Below are 15,853 nucleotides of genomic sequence, written 5' to 3' on the forward strand. Positions count from 1 at the left end.
CCCCTTCCGTCTCATGTGATTCCCCTGAGGATCCATCATCAGAGGTGCCGCAGAGTAGGGCATCTGGTCCTTCCAAAGGGGTACCTTTCGGACTATCACATCGCGGTTCGGGCGGCAGATAGTGGCTCTATGGAGCAGTTGTCCGCTCTTGACGCCGGTTTTCTCGAAGCCGAAGACGCCGACCCGCATATCAGCCTGGCCATCGGCGGTATTGCCATCCTGGACGGGCCGCCGGAGCCCCAGGACGTGCTGATGGCAACGCTCACCGAGCGGCTCACCGCCATTCCGCGCTTCACTCAGGTTCTACGGATCCACCCGTTGAGATACCGAGCACCGCAATGGGATTCCGATCGCCACTTTGACATCGGCCGTCACGTGAGACGGGTGGCGGTCCCGCAACCCGGCGATGACACCGCGCTGTTCGATCTCACCGCCGACATCATGGCTCACAGGCTGGATCGAGAACGACCATTGTGGGAGTGCTGGGTCATCGAAGGCCTCAATGACAATCGATGGGCGATCTTGATCAAGCTCCACCACTGCATCGCCGACGGCATCGCGGCCACCAACACCCTCATCAAGCTCTTCGACGACGGTGGAGGCGCCACCTTCGCCGACCAGATCCATGGATCGACGTCCAACGCGCGAGGGAAGCGACAACTCACCCTCGACCCGATGCGGTTGATCGCGGCGGCGTGGCATGCGTCGACCGCAGTGCCCCTGCGGCTGACACATGCCGGCTTCGGTGCGCTACAGATGGTCGCGGATATCCTCCTACCCTCAGCCTCGTCACTCACGGGCCGATTGGGCACATTGCGGCGCTACAGCGCGGTGCGCGTTCCGCTGCCCGACGTCGAGCAGGTGTGCGCTGCATTTGAGGTCACGCTCAACGACGTCGCGCTCACGGCCATCACAGAGGGTTTTCGCGCAGTCCTACTCGGACGGGAGGAGGCACCAGGCAACGAACCGATACGCACTCTCGTCCCGATCTCAACCCGACGGGTGGACGCTTTCGGCAGGGCCGACAACCGAGTGTCGGCGATGCTGGCCCACCTACCCGTCGAGATCGAAGATCCGCTGCAGCGCCTCGCCGAAGTTCATCGCAGACTCAGCGGCGGTAAGCACAGCGGCCAACCGCAAGCCACCGCATTGTTGTTGCAGGCATCGCGGCTCATCCCGTTTGCCCTGTCCGCGTGGATGGTTCGGCTCCTGACAGCGCTACCGCAGCACGGAGTGGTGACCTTGACAACAAACGTGCCGGGCCCTCGGGACCGCCACAGCGTCAGTGGGCACACAGTGAAGCACCTACTACCGGTGCCGCCGATCGCACTCGGCCTGCTGACCGGCGTAGCGATGCTCACCTACGCTGACGAGCTGGTGTTCGGCATCACCGCTGACCGTGATGCCACACCCGACCTCGAGGTCTTCACCGCCAAGGTGCGTGAAGCCATCGGCCAGTTGGTGGCCGCCAGCAAGGTCTCCACGGGTCGGGACCTCCCGACACCGAACTCGACGGCACGTGCCAAAACCGCTGTGCGGAAACGTCGTACATCTCAGCCGCAGTCGCACACGGAAGACCGGCGTAAGCCCAGGACAAGCCGCGATCGATGAAAAGGACACTCACCGTGAAGACAACCAGGACCGCCACAACCGGGGTAACCGCTCTGACAGTAGCCACGGTCATCGCTTCGTGCGGTGGCTCGGCGACCACACAGGAGACATCCACGTCCCCAAACCTGCCGCAAACCACCAGCATCCCTGCCGCGGCGGCGCACAATCACGCCGATTTGATGTTCACCCGTCACATGATCCCACACCACCAGCAGGCGATCCAGATGAGCGACATGGTCCTGGTCAAACAAGGAATCGATCCGCGGGTGGTGGATATGGCGACTCAAATCAAGGCCGCGCAGGGTCCGGAGATCGAGCAGATGCAGGCTTGGCTCGAACAATGGGGAATGCCGAAAATGCCCGGGGGGCCCGGGATGGGTATGCCAGAGATGCCCGGGATGGGTATGCCAGGTATGGAGGGGATGCTGTCGCCCGCCGACATGCAAGCACTGCAGGCCGCCGAAGGCGCGGAGGGCAGCAAGCTGTTCCTCATCCAGATGATCAGACATCACCAGGGAGCGATCGTCATGGCGCGCAACGAGATCGCCAACGGCCAGTACCCGGACACCGTTGCACTGGCCGAGTCGATCGTCAGCAGTCAACAGAAGGAAATCGACACCATGCAGCAGATCCTCGAGTCTTTGTAGCCTGTGCCGACGGTTTCACGATCGTGCACAAGGAGGACGCCATGACCACTGCACGAGACATCATGCACGCCGGCACAACCTGCGTCGGGAAACACGAAACGCTCGCCGCCGTAGCCCGTCACATGGGAGAGCACGGTGTCGGCGCCTTACCCCTCTGGGGGGAGGATGACCGCCTGCACGGCATGCTCACCGAACGCGACATTGTCATCAAGTGCCTGGCAGCCGGTCACGATCCGGATCTGTTGACAGCAGCAGAACTGGCTGCGCACAACGTTTATCGCGATGACGCCAACGCGAGTGTCGAAGAGATGCTCACTGTGATGAGCCAGCATCACGTTCGCCGGCTTCCCCGTCATCGACAACGACCGCATGGTGGGCATTGTGTCCGAAGCGGACATCGCCCGCCACCCACCCGAACACGCCATCGTCGAGTTCGTCAAAGCGATCTGCGCACCCGCTTCGATCGCCAGCTGCCAATGACCGCGGCACCAGACCATCTGTGCTGGAGCATGAATGAACAGCGCGGGGTGGACACCAACGTAAACGAGACCTGACCAATGGTCACCGATGGCACCTCTGACGCCGCATCGCCGAACGTGACGGTGCCGGCCTCACCCTTGCCGATCATCGATCCACGTCGCCACGACGCGGTGGTCATCGATCTCAGGTGCAAGACCGACGCGGATGCCTTGGCAATCGAGGCGTTCACGCGTCGGCTGTCCAGGACCGGTGTGGCGACGTGCGCAGTACCACCCGCCCCGGGTGGGGTCCGGTGCGGCGGTGGCGCCGCACCGCGCACCGTCCTGATCAGCGATTCCTTGACCGGCGTCGAAGCCGCCCGAACGCTCGGCTACGGGTTTGTGATCGGACTGGCCCGCAACGGCAACGCCGGATCGTTGCTGCGTCGTGGAGCCGATACCGTGGGAGCCGACCTCGCGGCCATCGACATACGAACCGGCGATCTGCCGGTGACACAACTGCCCAGCGCTGTTGACTCCGAGGCACAGTTGCAGATCCTCTTCACGGGCCGGGATCCGATTGTCTTCTTGGATTTCGACGGCACACTCTCGACCATCGAAACACAGCCGGACCACGCCACACTCGTCGAAGGAGCAGCGCAGGCGCTGGTGGACCTCGCGTCCGTGTGCACCGTCGCCGTCATCAGCGGACGCGACCTCGAGGACATCCGTCACCGGGTAGGTGTTGCGGGTCTGTGGTACGCGGGAAGCCACGGCATCGAGGTGGCCGCCCCGGACGGCACGATCCAGCACCCAATCCCCGATCCCGGAATTGCATCCGCACTGCGGGATACCGCTGCTGCCCTGCAGCGCCGTCTGGCGCACATTCCGGGCGCGTACGTCGAGCACAAGAGCTTCGCCGTCGCCGTGCACTTTCGCAATGTGGACGGGGAACACCAGGACGAAGTCATGCAGGTGGCAGCACGATGCGGTCGTCAACACGGCTTGCGATACACCTGCGGCCGCAGAGTCATCGACCTGCGCCCGGCGGTTGACCGGAGCAAGGGCAGCGCGGTCCGATGGATCACCGAGCACACCCCATTGACACATCGAAGTCTGCCGATCTACATCGGCGATGACATCACCGACGAAGACGCCTTCGACGCCGTCAGATCCGGCGGCATCCCTGTCATGGTTCACCATGAAGAGGACGGTGGTAGACCGACGGCGGCCCGTTACAGCGTCCAGAGCCCTGGTGAGGTGTGCACGCTGCTTCGCCACTTTCATGCCTGGCTCACTCGCCGAGAAGACACCGACGCCGCCGCGTGGAGTATCACCTACGACGGTTATGACCCGTCAGCGGAAACGCTTCGCGAGGCGCTGTGCACGGTCGGCAATGGATACTTCGCCACACGCGGAGCCGCGCCGGAAAGCGCCGCCGGCGATACTCATTATCCGGCTACCTACGTGGCCGGTGTCTTCAATCGCCTCGACGAGACCGTAGCCGGGCACCGCACTCACCACGAGAGCCTCGTCAACCTGCCCAACTGGCTGGCCGTGACCTTCCGCATCGAGGGCGGCCCATGGTTCGACATCGACGCGGTGTCCCTGCTGAACTATCACCAGACATTCGATCTGCGCACCGCGGTGATGACACGGCAGGTGTGCTTCCGCGATGAGGCGGGTCGTACGACCTCGGTGACGCAACGACGGTTCGCCGCCATGCACCTACCGCACGTTGCCGCCCTCACTACGACCGTCACCGCGCAAGATTGGTCCGGCACAATCGAATTCAGGTCGCTGATCGACGGAGATGTTCGAAACCGGGGTGTCAGACGCTACCGTGAGCTTGCCGATACCCATTTACGGAGGGTCCGGGTGGACGAACTGTCCGATGACTCGGTCCTGATGGTCACAGAGACCACCCAGTCGCGCATACCGGTCGCGCTGGCGGCGCGAACCACGCTTGCCCGGGGCGGCGCGGTAATGCACTCCCGCAAAGTCATTCACGAGACGCTGCAGATCGGCCATCAATTCGTCGTTGAGGCCACTGTGGGGATACCGGTTTCGGTCGAGAAGGTGGTCCTCGTGGCAACCGGCCGCGATGTGGCGATCTCCGAGCCCGCCGAGTACGCGATACGGCAACTTGCTCGGATAGGCAGTGTGGAAGAGATACGCGCAGGCCATGAGCTCCGGTGGAGTCATCTCTGGCAGCGGCTGTCCATCGACCTCACCGGGCACACCGACGAGCTGCGCGTCCTGCGGCTTCATCTTCTTCATCTGCTTCAGACGACTTCACCCAACACCGCAGACCTGGATGTCGGCGTGCCAGCTCGAGGCCTTCACGGTGAAGCCTACCGGGGGCATGTGTTCTGGGATGAAGTGTTCATCCTGCCGGTGTTGAATCTGCGGTTTCCCACGATTGCCCGGGGTCTCCTGCATTACCGCTACCGGCGGTTGGCCGAGGCGCGAAACGCCGCGGCTCTGGCCGGCTACTCCGGTGCCATGTTCCCGTGGCAATCCGGAAGCGACGGACGAGAAGAAAGCCCAGAGGTGCACCTGAATCCCCGGTCGGGGCGGTGGAATCCGGATTCCAGCCGCAGGGCACACCATGCCGGAATCGCTGTGGCATACAACGTTTGGCAGTTCTACCAGGTCTCCGGCGACCTCGCCCATCTCATAGACTTCGGGGCCGAGCTGCTGGTCGAAATCGCCCGATTCTGGGTCAGCAGAACCACCTATGATCCGAATCGGGCACGATACTGCATCAACGGCGTCATCGGACCCGACGAGTTCCATTCGGGTTACCCGGACCGGCCGCACAGCGGGATCGACAACAATGCCTATACGAATGTGATGGCGGCATGGGTGATCGTGCGCGCTCTCGAGGCCCTGGACATGCTGCCGCTACCGGCTCGGCTCGATCTGCGCGAAAAACTAGACCTGACCGATTCCGAGTTGGCCCACTGGGACGAGGTGAGCCGGCGCATGTACGTGCCGTTCCACGATGACATGATCAGTCAGTTCGACGGCTACGCGATGCTGCACGAGCTCGATTGGGACGCGTACCGAACTCGGTACGGCAACATCCAGCGTCTCGACAGAATTCTCGAAGCGGAAGGCGACGACGTCAACCGGTACAAGGCTGCCAAACAGGCTGATGTGTTGATGCTGCTCTACTTGCTGTCTTCTGACGAACTCCGCGAAATCCTCGGTCGGCTCGGTTATCACCTGGCGCCAGAACGTATTCCGGTAATGGTCGACTACTACCTCGCCAGGACCTCACACGGGTCGACGCTGAGCGCAGTCGTTAACACGTGGGTTTTGGCGCGGGCCAACCGAAACCGTGCTCTGGAGTTCTTCGAACAGGTTCTCGCCTCCGACATCGCTGATATCCAAGGCGGTACCACATCCGAGGGGATACACCTTGCCGCAATGGCAGGCAGCGTCGATCTCGTGCAGCGGTGCTTCACCGGTCTGGAAACACGTGGCGATCGAATTGTGCTGTCCCCGTTGTGGCCGGAAGCTGACGAACCACTATCGATCTCGCTGCACTACCGCGGTCAGCATCTGCATGTCAGTGTGCGTGGGAGGTATGCCGACGTCAGCGCAGAGTACCGGGACGACGCCCACCCGGTGTTGATCGAATGCCGCGGCCAGGTTCGTGAGCTCGCCCCCGGCCATGCCCTCTCCTTCGGCGAGGAGGACCGTTCTACCGAAGCGGTCGCGGACCGGTGATGAGCATTGCGCATACCGAACCCCGCAGTGCTTTGGCCACGGCCGAGCGCTCGCCGCATCTCGAGCGGGAAAGAGCAACGACCCCTGGCAGCACGATGTGGTTGGCGAAATCCCTGGCGTTCTCAACCTTCGACCCTATTTCGCGGCACGTTGGGGTCTTTGGACCCTGGTGGCTGCGGCCCGATCCGTCGCACTCTGGGAGCTCGCATGGATGATGCGCAACTCAAGAGAAGAGACCATCCTCATGGGTGCAGACAACCGCACAGGTGTTGTTGTCGGGGTCGACGGGTCTCCCGCCTCCGACGCCGCCGTAGACTGGGCCGCAGGGGACGCTGCGATGCACGGCGACAGCCTGACCATTCTCACCGCGCTCGACCGTGACGACCTGTCGGTGCACAACGTAGAGACAGTGCGGCAACTGCGGGCACTTCGCCGGCGCAATGGGGCCGAAATATTGGAGCATGCACGCGATATCGCCGAGGTGGCCATCGGAAACTGCCGCAAGCCCACCATCGAAGAGAAAATGGTGTTCGCGAGCCCGGCCAAGGCGCTGACCTCGGAGTCCGACGGCGTTCGAATGTTGGTCGTCGGACGCGCAGGCCGTTCATCGCATCTCGGCAGGGTCACACTGGGCTCCGTGAGCAACTCGCTGATCCACCACGCCCGCTGCACGGTCGCGGTGATCCCCCGTCAGTTGCCGGCGCGCTTGACGCATGCTCCTGTCCTGCTGGGCATAGACGGTACAGAATCATCCGAATCGGCGGTGGCGATTGCGTTCGACGCGGCGTCCCGGCGCCGCGCCCCGCTCACGGTCGTCCACGCCTTGACCAGGTTCTCACTCGGGTACACCGAACTGACAGTGCAAGGTCGGGAAGTTCTCAGTGAACGGCTGTCCGGCTGGCGTGAGCGTTACCCTGACGTCGTCGTGACCGCGGTGGTGGTTCCCGATCCAATAACTCGTTGGCTGATCGAGCATTCCGACGGTACACAACTGGTTGTGGTCGGATCTCGAAACGCGGGCACACTCGCACACATCCGCCATCGGTCGGTGAGTGCGGCCGTGACCCAGGGTGTGGGAGTTCCGGCGATCGTTGCTGCTGAGCACCCTTGAGACGGCGACGGCAGCGTCTGGCGCCAAGGGTTACCCGGCTGCAAAGTCGTCGGCGGCGAGCGTGAAGTAGTTCTCCTCTTCCTGCACGAAGTGCAGTCGCAGCAGCGCATGTAGCCCGTAGAGACAGGCCAACAGGTCGCTGCGCTGCTCGGGGCGGATACCGCCGGCCGATTGCGCAGATTGCACATGGGTGCCGATCCGGTCGGTGAGACGCTGGATCTCGGCATGGGTGCGGCTCATGGTGGCCGTTGCTTCGCCACTTCGCAACGGAGCGGCCAACGCCGGATAGAGTTCACTTTCCTCCGCCCGTTCATGAGGCAGAATCCGCTGTTGCAGTTGCACGTACGCCTCCGTCACAGCTCGCAGGGCTGCATCGTCGGGGGCCTCGACCAACTGGTCGGCGCTGGCGCGGATCAGCCCGATGATGTCGCGCAACTCGTCGTGCTCTGCCGAGAAGCGGTACAGCAGAGTTGCTGTGCCGGCATTCAACGTCATCGCAGTGGCCGGATTGCCACGCAATGCACGAGTCGCATTGAGAATGACCGCGACATCAATTCCCTCCTGCAGCAGAGCGCCTATTGCGGGTGGTAGGTAACCGAGGGCAGCGACGGCCATCGCGACCAGTGACAAGCCCATGCCGATGACTGCGCTTTGCACGGCGATCCGTCGCGACCACCGTGCGATATCCATGGCGTCGGCGAGGCGGTCGAGACGGTCTGTGGTCAGCACGATGTCGGCCGCCTCTGACGAGGCGGTTGATCCTCTGGCGCCCATGGCCACGCCCACGGTCGCCGCCGCCAACGCCGGGGCGTCGTTGATGCCGTCACCGACCATGACGGTCACCGCCCTATCCCGTTCCACGCGGACTGCGGCCACTTTGTCAGCCGGGCTCTGTTGGGCGTAGACCTCATCGAGTCCCAGCACGGCGGCGACCTCGCGCGCGGGCTCCACGCGATCACCTGTGAGCATGACCAGGCGATCGAAACCCGCCTCGCGCAGACGCCGCATGGTGCGAGGTGCCTGTCGCCGCATCGGGTCTCGCAGCAGAATTGCTCCCACCGGCTTTTCATGGACGCTCACCCACGCCACCGCTGCGCCATCGAGATGCGCCCGACCCACCGCTGTCTGAGCCCACGCGTCATCGGAGTCACCGTCGGCCACCTTGCCGACCGCAACACGTTGTCCGTCCAGAATCGCCGTCACTCCCCGACCGGCTTCTTCGGACACCTCGGCCGGGACATGAAGTTCTATTCCGCGAGTGAGCGCTTCGGTGACTATCGCCTCGGCCAGGACATGAGGTGACATCTGGTCCACCGACGCGGCGACACCGAGCACGTAGCGAGCGTCGATTCCCGGTGCGGCGATGACATCGATGACGCTCGGGCGGCCCATCGTCAGGGTACCGGTCTTGTCCATCACCAGAGTTGTTGCATGACCCAGGTTTTCGAGCGCGCCGCCGTTTCGGATGACGACGCCGGCTCGCGAAGCGCGCGACAACCCCGAAACAATGGCCACCGGCGCGGCCAACAGCAGGGGGCAGGGTGTTGCCACCACCAATACGGCCACGGCGCGTACAGCGGTGCCGCTGACCAGCCACGCGATTCCCGCCATCACCAGAGCAAGCGGCAGGAACCACGCAGCGTAACGGTCCGCGAGTCGTACCACCGGCGCGTTCTCGGCGCCGGCCTGCTCGGCCAGGCGGACAACCCCGGCATAGGTACTGTTTTCTGCGGTGGCGGTGACTCTCAACTCGAACGGATCGCCGGCGTTCACGACGCCGCTGCGGACCGTGTCCCCGCTGGCCCGCTCTACGGTGAGAGACTCTCCGGTGAGCGCCGATTCGTCGAGTACCGCCACGGTGTTGAGGACACGCCCGTCCACCGGTACGACGTCGCCGGACGCTACGACAATCACGTCATCCACCGCGATCTCAGTCACTGCAACGACGGTGACCTGGGTACCGACTCGTCGTCGAGCAAACCGCGGCGCCCGTTCCAACAACGCCCGCAGGTCCCGAGAGGCCCGACGGGTGGCCGCAGCGTCCAGGGCCCGCCCACCGGCCAGCATCACCGCGATGATGGCGCCCGCAAGGTACTCGCCGACCAACAGGCTGCCCAGTAATGACAGCACCGCGATCACGTCGACGCCCAGTCTCCCTCGACGCAGCGCCACGAGCACCCAGATGATCGCGGGCACCAACGCAATGAGAGTCCCCGCGATCCAGCAGCCGTCGGCAACCGTGTCTGCCCCAGCCAGCCAGGCGATCCCGCCGCCGGCCAATGCCGCAACGGTGAGGACGGTCAGAACCGGCTCCACCACCTTGCGGAGCCGGCCGGTCATTGAGGTCGGTGTCGAGCCTGCGATGTTGACCACCAGTATGGTCCCTTCGGTACGCAGCGCCCCTGGGGAACGCACCAGGCTCTCATTGTCACCAGTGGTCTACTGCCTCGGGCAGGGCCGCAGTACCCCGATGCCCAGGACCTAAGCCACATGATCACCGCGAGGAATCAAGCCGCGCGCCGCCGGTGGTGAGTTGAAGGGGCGCTCCCATCACGTTGTATCGCAACATCTTCAGCAATCAGCGGCCCACACACGTTCGGCGGGCGTAGCCTCCTCAATGTCATAGCTGCGACGCCAAACCGGCCACCCGCGCAATCACTAAGTCAGCCCTCAGATGTTCAGCATCGCCACAATGGGCAGCGGGCCGGCGGTGCTGGCGTCCCTGCACGTGAGGTGCAGCATGAGTGAAGCGCAGCGCGCAGTCCGTCATCTCAGGACACCCCGGGCCGCCGCCGTTGCAGGTGTCCTGTTCAGCGCGCTGTTTGCCCTCAGCCTTGTTCTGTTGCGCAGCGCAATCCCCGAAGACCCCTTCGCGCAGGTCACTTGGATCACCAGCGGGAACACCAGGATTCGCACCGCGTTGGCGCTCGCACCGCTTTCCGGCGTCGCCTTTCTCCGGTTCATCGGCGCTATCAGAGATCGATTGGGGGACCTGGAGGACCACTTCTTCGGGTCGGTGTTTCTCGGGAGCGGGTTTTTTCCTGACCATGGTTTCGGTCTCGACGGCGATCGGCGGCGCGATACTGATGGTCGCAGAGGTGCCAGCGATAGCCTCCAACGGACTCATCTATTTCGCTCGATCCGTCATGCTCCAGGTCAGCAACGTCTGGGAGTACGGTTGAACAGCGCCGTGCCTTGAGGCGCCGCTCAACTCGGTGAATACTCACCGAGTTCGTGGCGGCGGCGCGGTGAGTCCCAAATCCCTGGCGTTGTCGAAACCGTCGTCGACGAGGATGACATCGACCCCTGCGCGGTCGAGCACCGATGCGGCGATCGAGGCGCGGTAGCCCGATCCGCAGTGCACCCACCAGGGCCCACCAGGCACATCGTCGAGTCGGCTCGGCAGTTCGTGCAGGGGTCTGTTGACGGCACCAGGAATGTGCTCTTCGTCGTATTCGTGGGTTTGTCGTACGTCGAGGACAGACACCGGGCCGGAGCCGAGTTGTTCTGCGAGACCGGCGAAGTCAGTGACCCGGTAGGAACTCAAGTGGGCGCCGTTGCGCAGAGTGTCGATGTCCGCGGTGGCTGCGCCCGTGAGCCGGTCGACACCGATGCGTACCAACTCTCGTTTGGCATCGGCGACCTGTTCCGGGGACTCTCCGATCACCGTGATCGGGGCGCCCCAGTCGTAAAGCCAGCCAAAGTAGCTGACGAACGCGCCGGACAGCTCGAAGCCCAACGTGCCGGGCAGGTGTCCGGCGGCGAACGCCGTACGGTTGCGCAGATCGACCACCCACTCTCCGGCGTCGATTCGTCGGCGCATTTCGGCCGGATCGATCGGTTCCGGTGGCGTCAGATCCACCGGCGGCGGTCCTGCGCGGTTGATGACGCCCATCTGGGCGTAGTAGGCGGGGTAAGCCGACAGTCCCGCCAGTAACTCGTCGACGAAGCTCTGCTCATCTTGAGTGAGGGCCGGGTTGGCCTCGCGCTGTTCCGCGATGGTCGATGAGTCGCCGGAAGCTGGTGTTGCCGAGCAAAAGCTGCCGAAACCATGGGTGGGGTAGATCGGAGTGTCAGGGGGCAACTGGTCAGCAAGCTTGTGTACCGAGTGGTACTGGGCGTGTGTCAGTTCTTCGGTGTCGTCCGCGCTGATCAGGTCGGTACGTCCGGTGGTCCCGAATAGCATCGAACCGCCGGTGAACACTCCGTGGATGACGCCGGCGGCATCGCGCAGCACGTAGCTGACATGGTGGTGGGTGTGGCCGGGGGTGTGCAGGACTTCCAGACGGATTGGGCCGGCGTCGATGACATCACCGTCGGTGACCGCGCGGCGGGAATAATCGACGTCGTCGCCCATCGGCACCGCGTACTCGGCCCCGACGGTGCGGGACAGTTCCAGTCCTCCGCTCACGTAGTCGTTGTGTAGGTGGGTTTCGACAACGTGGCTGATGCGAGCGTGGAGCTTGTCGGCCAGGGCCAATACGCGGTCGATGTCGCGCTGAGGATCGATCACGACGGCGATACCCGCGTGGGTGACCAGATAGCTGCGGTCACCGAGCCCCGAGGTTTCGATGATCGAGACGTCCATTGTTGCTCCCTTGTTGGTGTCAATTCAGAAATACGGTGTCGGCCACCACATAGGCGGCGACGGTGAACACGAGGTAGGCGAACCAGCGCTGTAGTCGGACGGTGTTGATCTCGGTCCCCATGGATCCGGCGACCAGCGACGTGACCATCGCGGCGCCGACGAACGCGGCGGTGACGCCCCAGTCGATCCTGATCGACGAGAGGTGGGAAACGATCCCGGCAGCCGAGTTGGCGACGATGATCAGCAACGAGGTGCCAATGGCGGTTGACATCTCGACACCGAGCATCACCACCAACGCCGGGATGATGAGAAACCCGCCGCCCACACCGAACAGCCCCGTTAGCAACCCGACCAGTAGACCGGCGCCGATCGAGCGCGGCGCGCAGCGGCGCCAATTGACTTGGCCCGCCTCGATCTTGCAGGCGGTGCCGGTCGCACCCTGGTCGGTCAGCATGCGGATGCCCGCGACCACCATGACGACCGCAAAGCCCGCCATGAGCACTGACTGGGGCAGGTGTCGGCTGAGGGCGCTGCCGGCCACCGTGGCAGGGATTCCGGCGGTGGCGAAGATGCCAGCCATCCGCCACCGGACCTGTCGGGCGCGGATTTTCGGCAACACCCCGACCGCCGAGCCTGCGGCGACGACGATCAGCGAGATGGGAATCGCCTGCTCGACGTCGAAGCCCATTCCGTAGACCAGGGCCGGTACGGCGAGGACAGAGCCCCCGCCACCGAGCAAACCCAACAGCACGCCGATCAGCGCGCCGAGAGCCAGGCCCATCGCGATCGCCATGTTGATGCCCTACCCGATCGACCAGCGCCGCAATATTGTGGTGATCCCGCGCGACGGCTCCGTCCGGCGCGCGCACCGGCAATGTTGTGTCGGCGGTATGGAACCCATTACGTCGTCGACGTGTCGGCCGCAGCCGTCCCACGTCGTCTGGCTGCAGACCCGGCAGGAAACCGCGTGACACATACGTGGGACTCCTTGTCTTTCCGTTACACGACGGCGTGGGCGGTGGCCCACGCGTGGTACCCACCAAGCAGATCAGATACCTGACCAATACCGTTGGCCCGCAACATCGATGCCGCTACGCTGGACCGCCAGCCACCTGCGCAGTGCACAATGATCGGCTTGTCGGTGGGAATCTCACCGACGCGCAGGCGCAACTGGGCCAAAGGGATGTGCAATGATCCGGGAATGGCGCCGCTCTCGCGCTCACCGGGGTTGCGGATGTCGATCAGCGTTACCGCGCCTTCCTCCAACAGCTCATCCAGCTCGGCAACCGTGGTGCGCGGCGCGGCCCGGACCAGGCCGGCAAGTTCAGCCGGGAACTTCCCGTCACGGCCCACATTGAGGTAGCCGAGTGCCTCGTCTGAGCCAATCCGCGCCAGCCGCAGCGCGGCCTGCTGCTCTTCGCCCGGGTAGGTGATCAGGGCGGTCTGCTCATCAAGTTCGATGACCATCCCACCGGTTTCCGCGAATCGACCGTCGAAGCCGACGTTGACCGATCCACGCAGATGCGCGGCTGCGAAATCTTCGACATCACGGGCGTCGATAACCCTCACACCAGCCTCGAGGGCGGCGCGCATCTGCTGCGGCGTCATCTCCGGCACGGTGCGGTCAGGCCGAAGTAAGGGGTGCACACGCTTGTTCATTGCGGCATCGGAGGTGAAGTACGCCGGGGCCGCGGGCTGCCCCACGGTGAGCAGTGCGATGAAATCCTCGTCCCTCATGGGCTGTATGGACGGATTGGTCATCCGCTGCTCCCCAATGGTGGAGGTGAGCTCGGTCGACAGATTCTTCCCGCACGACGAGCCGGCCCCGTGGGCCGGCATCACCGTCACACTGTCTGGCAACTTCAACAGCTTGTCGTGGATCGTGTGGTACATCGCGCGGGCCAGATCGCTGGTCGAGCTGTCGCCGACATTGACCAGATCGGGTCGGCCGACATCCCCGATGAACAGCGAGTCGCCGGTCAACACGGCCACCGGGTCAGCCCCCGCCCGCTCACGGATGAGCACACTGATCGACTCCCAGGTGTGACCTGGTGTCGACAGGATCTCCAGATCGACCGCACCGAGGGACAGGTGCTCCCCGTCGGAAAGCCTGCGAATCGGGTAGTCAGTTTCAGCGGCTTGCCCGAACCCGATCCATGCACCTGTAGCGTCGACCAGTTCCAGGTGCCCCGATACAAAGTCGGCGTGGAAATGGGTATTGATCACCCCTTCGATCGTCAGGCCGAAGCTACAGGCAGTGGCCAGGTAATCCCCGATATCGCGGCGGGGATCGACCACCACCGCTCGGCCGGTGGTCTCGTCACCGACCAGGTATGACGCGTGCGACAGACACTCGATGTAGTACTGCTCCAGGATCATCGACGGCTCCTCTCAAGTGATCAGGGCGCCGGTTCGCGGTACCGGCTACCCATTGAAACAATACCCCCCGGGGTATTATTTCAGGCGGTGGCACTTATACCCCTGCGGGTATGGCCTTCGATCGGTTCACACGAACCGCTCGCGCCAGGTGATCGACAGGTAGCGCGGACACTCCCGGGAATGTGGGTCTTGATCCTGCAGTTGACTCGACTGCACATACCCCTACGGGTAATTTGGAGTTTGCGACAACGAAAGGAAAACCATGGTCGGCGATCAAGAAGCCATCGATGCGGTCCTCAATAGATTGCGCCGGGCACAAGGCCAACTGGCCGGCGTCATCTCGATGATCGAACAGGGACGTGAGTGCAAAGACGTCGTCACACAGTTGGCCGCCGTCTCCCGTGCCCTCGACCGCGCCGGCTTCAAGATCGTCGCCACCGGATTGCGGGAATGCGTCACCGGTGAACAAGCCGGCCAGGGCAACCCCATGACCGAGGCGGAACTGGAAAAGCTCTTCCTCGCACTCGCCTGATCCCGACGACATTGGAGTCAACATGAGTATCGCGTTGGCAACAAGCCTCAAAGCACCGTTCGACGACGCCGTTGCACGAACTCGAAAGGCTCTGGCTGATCAGGGATTCGGTGTACTCACCGAGATCGATGTCAAGGCAACCCTGAAGAGCAAGCTTGATACGGACATGGAGAACTACCTGATTCTCGGTGCTTGCAACCCGCCGTTGGCCCACCGCGCCATCGAGGTTGATCGCCAGATCGGCCTCCTGCTGCCCTGCAACGTCGTGGTTCGCAGCGACCCGGACAACCCGGACTGCACCATTGTCGAGGCCATGAACCCCCAACTCCTCGTCGATGTCACTCAGGAACCGAAACTTCAACCGGTGGCCCAGGAAGTCGCCGACAAACTCGAAGCTTCGATTGCAGCACTGACCGCCTGAGCAGACGCTGTTCGCCGGTCGACCCCGTTGCAGAGCTGTGCCGGCAACCGCGCCATTGCGACTCCGAGGGTTGTTGTCGCAGCGCCGTGACCCCTCGTCGGGCGGAAGGTCCAGCAGCAAGAGCAGCGCAGGCCGGGTTATCGCGATCCTGGGTCGCCTGAGTTCCAGAAAAGCGGCCCGTGCGCCCGCACCAGCCCTTGCGCATGGGAACATAACGGAACACGAAACACAGCCACCGCTACCGCTTTCCCGGCCCGACGTGGGCGGTCACTTCAGCAGTGCGCGGCTCATCACCACACGCTGGATCTGGTTGGTGCCCTCATAGATCTGGGTGATCTTGGCATCACGCATCATCCGCTCCACCGGGA

Annotated in this window: 13 protein-coding genes and 1 pseudogene; 8 read left to right on the forward strand and 6 right to left on the reverse strand. The window is 63.7% G+C overall.

Annotated features, from left to right (window positions below):
* Nucleotides 1–129 precede the first annotated feature (129 nt).
* The 5 genes and pseudogenes from AC3A6P_RS27625 (at nucleotide 130) to AC3A6P_RS27645 (ending at nucleotide 7,565) form a co-directional block, all read left to right on the forward strand.
* Nucleotides 130–1,611, forward strand: coding sequence for a WS/DGAT/MGAT family O-acyltransferase (locus AC3A6P_RS27625; RefSeq protein WP_487695367.1), 1,482 nt, complete (start codon nucleotides 130–132; stop codon nucleotides 1,609–1,611).
* 14 nt (nucleotides 1,612–1,625) lie between these two features.
* A complete protein-coding gene (locus tag AC3A6P_RS27630; protein ID WP_487695368.1) occupies nucleotides 1,626–2,258 on the forward strand; it encodes a DUF305 domain-containing protein in 633 nt (210 codons plus the stop codon).
* Nucleotides 2,259–2,299: 41 nt separating this feature from the next.
* Nucleotides 2,300–2,738: pseudogene (locus tag AC3A6P_RS27635) on the forward strand (CBS domain-containing protein).
* Nucleotides 2,739–2,854: 116 nt separating this feature from the next.
* The gene (otsB, locus tag AC3A6P_RS27640; protein WP_487695388.1) at nucleotides 2,855–6,454 is read left to right on the forward strand and encodes a trehalose-phosphatase; all 3,600 of its coding nucleotides are present in this window, start codon (nucleotides 2,855–2,857) and stop codon (nucleotides 6,452–6,454) included.
* Nucleotides 6,455–6,698: 244 nt separating this feature from the next.
* Nucleotides 6,699–7,565, forward strand: a complete 867-nt coding sequence (locus AC3A6P_RS27645) for a universal stress protein (RefSeq protein ID WP_487695370.1) — start codon at nucleotides 6,699–6,701, stop codon at nucleotides 7,563–7,565.
* Nucleotides 7,566–7,595: 30 nt separating this feature from the next.
* Here AC3A6P_RS27645 and AC3A6P_RS27650 read toward each other — a convergent pair whose 3' ends face one another.
* Entirely contained in the window at nucleotides 7,596–9,905 is a 2,310-nt protein-coding gene (locus tag AC3A6P_RS27650; RefSeq protein WP_487695390.1) for a heavy metal translocating P-type ATPase, read from the reverse strand.
* 400 nt (nucleotides 9,906–10,305) lie between these two features.
* On the opposite strand from AC3A6P_RS27650, the gene AC3A6P_RS27655 reads away from it, so the two are divergent.
* A complete protein-coding gene (locus tag AC3A6P_RS27655; protein WP_487695371.1) occupies nucleotides 10,306–10,764 on the forward strand; it encodes a hypothetical protein in 459 nt (152 codons plus the stop codon).
* A 24-nt stretch (nucleotides 10,765–10,788) separates the two neighbouring features.
* On the opposite strand, the gene AC3A6P_RS27660 is transcribed toward AC3A6P_RS27655, so the two are convergent.
* From AC3A6P_RS27660 to AC3A6P_RS27675, 4 genes are read right to left on the reverse strand one after another with little or no spacing between them, the layout of a single operon-like run.
* Complete coding sequence (locus AC3A6P_RS27660; RefSeq protein WP_487695373.1) at nucleotides 10,789–12,153, reverse strand: MBL fold metallo-hydrolase; 1,365 nt, start codon at nucleotides 12,151–12,153, stop codon at nucleotides 10,789–10,791.
* A gap of 19 nt (nucleotides 12,154–12,172) precedes the next feature.
* A complete protein-coding gene (locus tag AC3A6P_RS27665) occupies nucleotides 12,173–12,946 on the reverse strand; it encodes a sulfite exporter TauE/SafE family protein (protein ID WP_487695375.1) in 774 nt (257 codons plus the stop codon).
* Nucleotides 12,947–12,955: 9 nt separating this feature from the next.
* Nucleotides 12,956–13,129, reverse strand: a complete 174-nt coding sequence (locus AC3A6P_RS27670) for a hypothetical protein (RefSeq protein ID WP_487695376.1) — start codon at nucleotides 13,127–13,129, stop codon at nucleotides 12,956–12,958.
* Between the two features lie 23 nt (nucleotides 13,130–13,152).
* Nucleotides 13,153–14,532, reverse strand: coding sequence for an MBL fold metallo-hydrolase (locus tag AC3A6P_RS27675; RefSeq protein WP_487695377.1), 1,380 nt, complete (start codon nucleotides 14,530–14,532; stop codon nucleotides 13,153–13,155).
* Nucleotides 14,533–14,794: 262 nt separating this feature from the next.
* Between AC3A6P_RS27675 and AC3A6P_RS27680 the strand changes: the two genes are divergently transcribed.
* Nucleotides 14,795–15,064: a metal-sensitive transcriptional regulator gene (locus AC3A6P_RS27680; RefSeq protein ID WP_487695379.1), complete on the forward strand. Its 270-nt coding sequence runs from the start codon at nucleotides 14,795–14,797 to the stop codon at nucleotides 15,062–15,064.
* Between the two features lie 22 nt (nucleotides 15,065–15,086).
* The gene (locus tag AC3A6P_RS27685; protein ID WP_487695381.1) at nucleotides 15,087–15,485 is read left to right on the forward strand and encodes a DUF302 domain-containing protein; all 399 of its coding nucleotides are present in this window, start codon (nucleotides 15,087–15,089) and stop codon (nucleotides 15,483–15,485) included.
* Nucleotides 15,486–15,752: 267 nt separating this feature from the next.
* On the opposite strand, the gene AC3A6P_RS27690 is transcribed toward AC3A6P_RS27685, so the two are convergent.
* The coding region (locus AC3A6P_RS27690; protein ID WP_487695391.1) for an acyl-CoA dehydrogenase family protein at nucleotides 15,753–15,853 on the reverse strand (101 nt) is incomplete at its 5' end.

The sequence above is a fragment of the Mycobacterium sp. Soil_C_30 genome (assembly GCF_057656995.1).

Excerpts from the sequence above, each read along its gene's own strand:
- AC3A6P_RS27625 (WP_487695367.1), top strand. The coding sequence starts at position 130 with ATGGAGCAGTTGTCCGCTCTTGACGCCGGTTTTCTCGAAGCCGAAGAC.
- AC3A6P_RS27645 (WP_487695370.1), top strand. The coding sequence starts at position 6,699 with ATGGGTGCAGACAACCGCACAGGTGTTGTTGTCGGGGTCGACGGGTCT.
- AC3A6P_RS27650 (WP_487695390.1), bottom strand. The coding sequence starts at position 9,905 with ATGACCGGCCGGCTCCGCAAGGTGGTGGAGCCGGTTCTGACCGTCCTC.
- AC3A6P_RS27655 (WP_487695371.1), top strand. The coding sequence starts at position 10,306 with ATGAGTGAAGCGCAGCGCGCAGTCCGTCATCTCAGGACACCCCGGGCC.
- AC3A6P_RS27660 (WP_487695373.1), bottom strand. The coding sequence starts at position 12,153 with ATGGACGTCTCGATCATCGAAACCTCGGGGCTCGGTGACCGCAGCTAT.
- AC3A6P_RS27665 (WP_487695375.1), bottom strand. The coding sequence starts at position 12,946 with ATGGCGATCGCGATGGGCCTGGCTCTCGGCGCGCTGATCGGCGTGCTG.
- AC3A6P_RS27670 (WP_487695376.1), bottom strand. The coding sequence starts at position 13,129 with ATGTGTCACGCGGTTTCCTGCCGGGTCTGCAGCCAGACGACGTGGGAC.
- AC3A6P_RS27675 (WP_487695377.1), bottom strand. The coding sequence starts at position 14,532 with ATGATCCTGGAGCAGTACTACATCGAGTGTCTGTCGCACGCGTCATAC.
- AC3A6P_RS27680 (WP_487695379.1), top strand. The coding sequence starts at position 14,795 with ATGGTCGGCGATCAAGAAGCCATCGATGCGGTCCTCAATAGATTGCGC.
- AC3A6P_RS27685 (WP_487695381.1), top strand. The coding sequence starts at position 15,087 with ATGAGTATCGCGTTGGCAACAAGCCTCAAAGCACCGTTCGACGACGCC.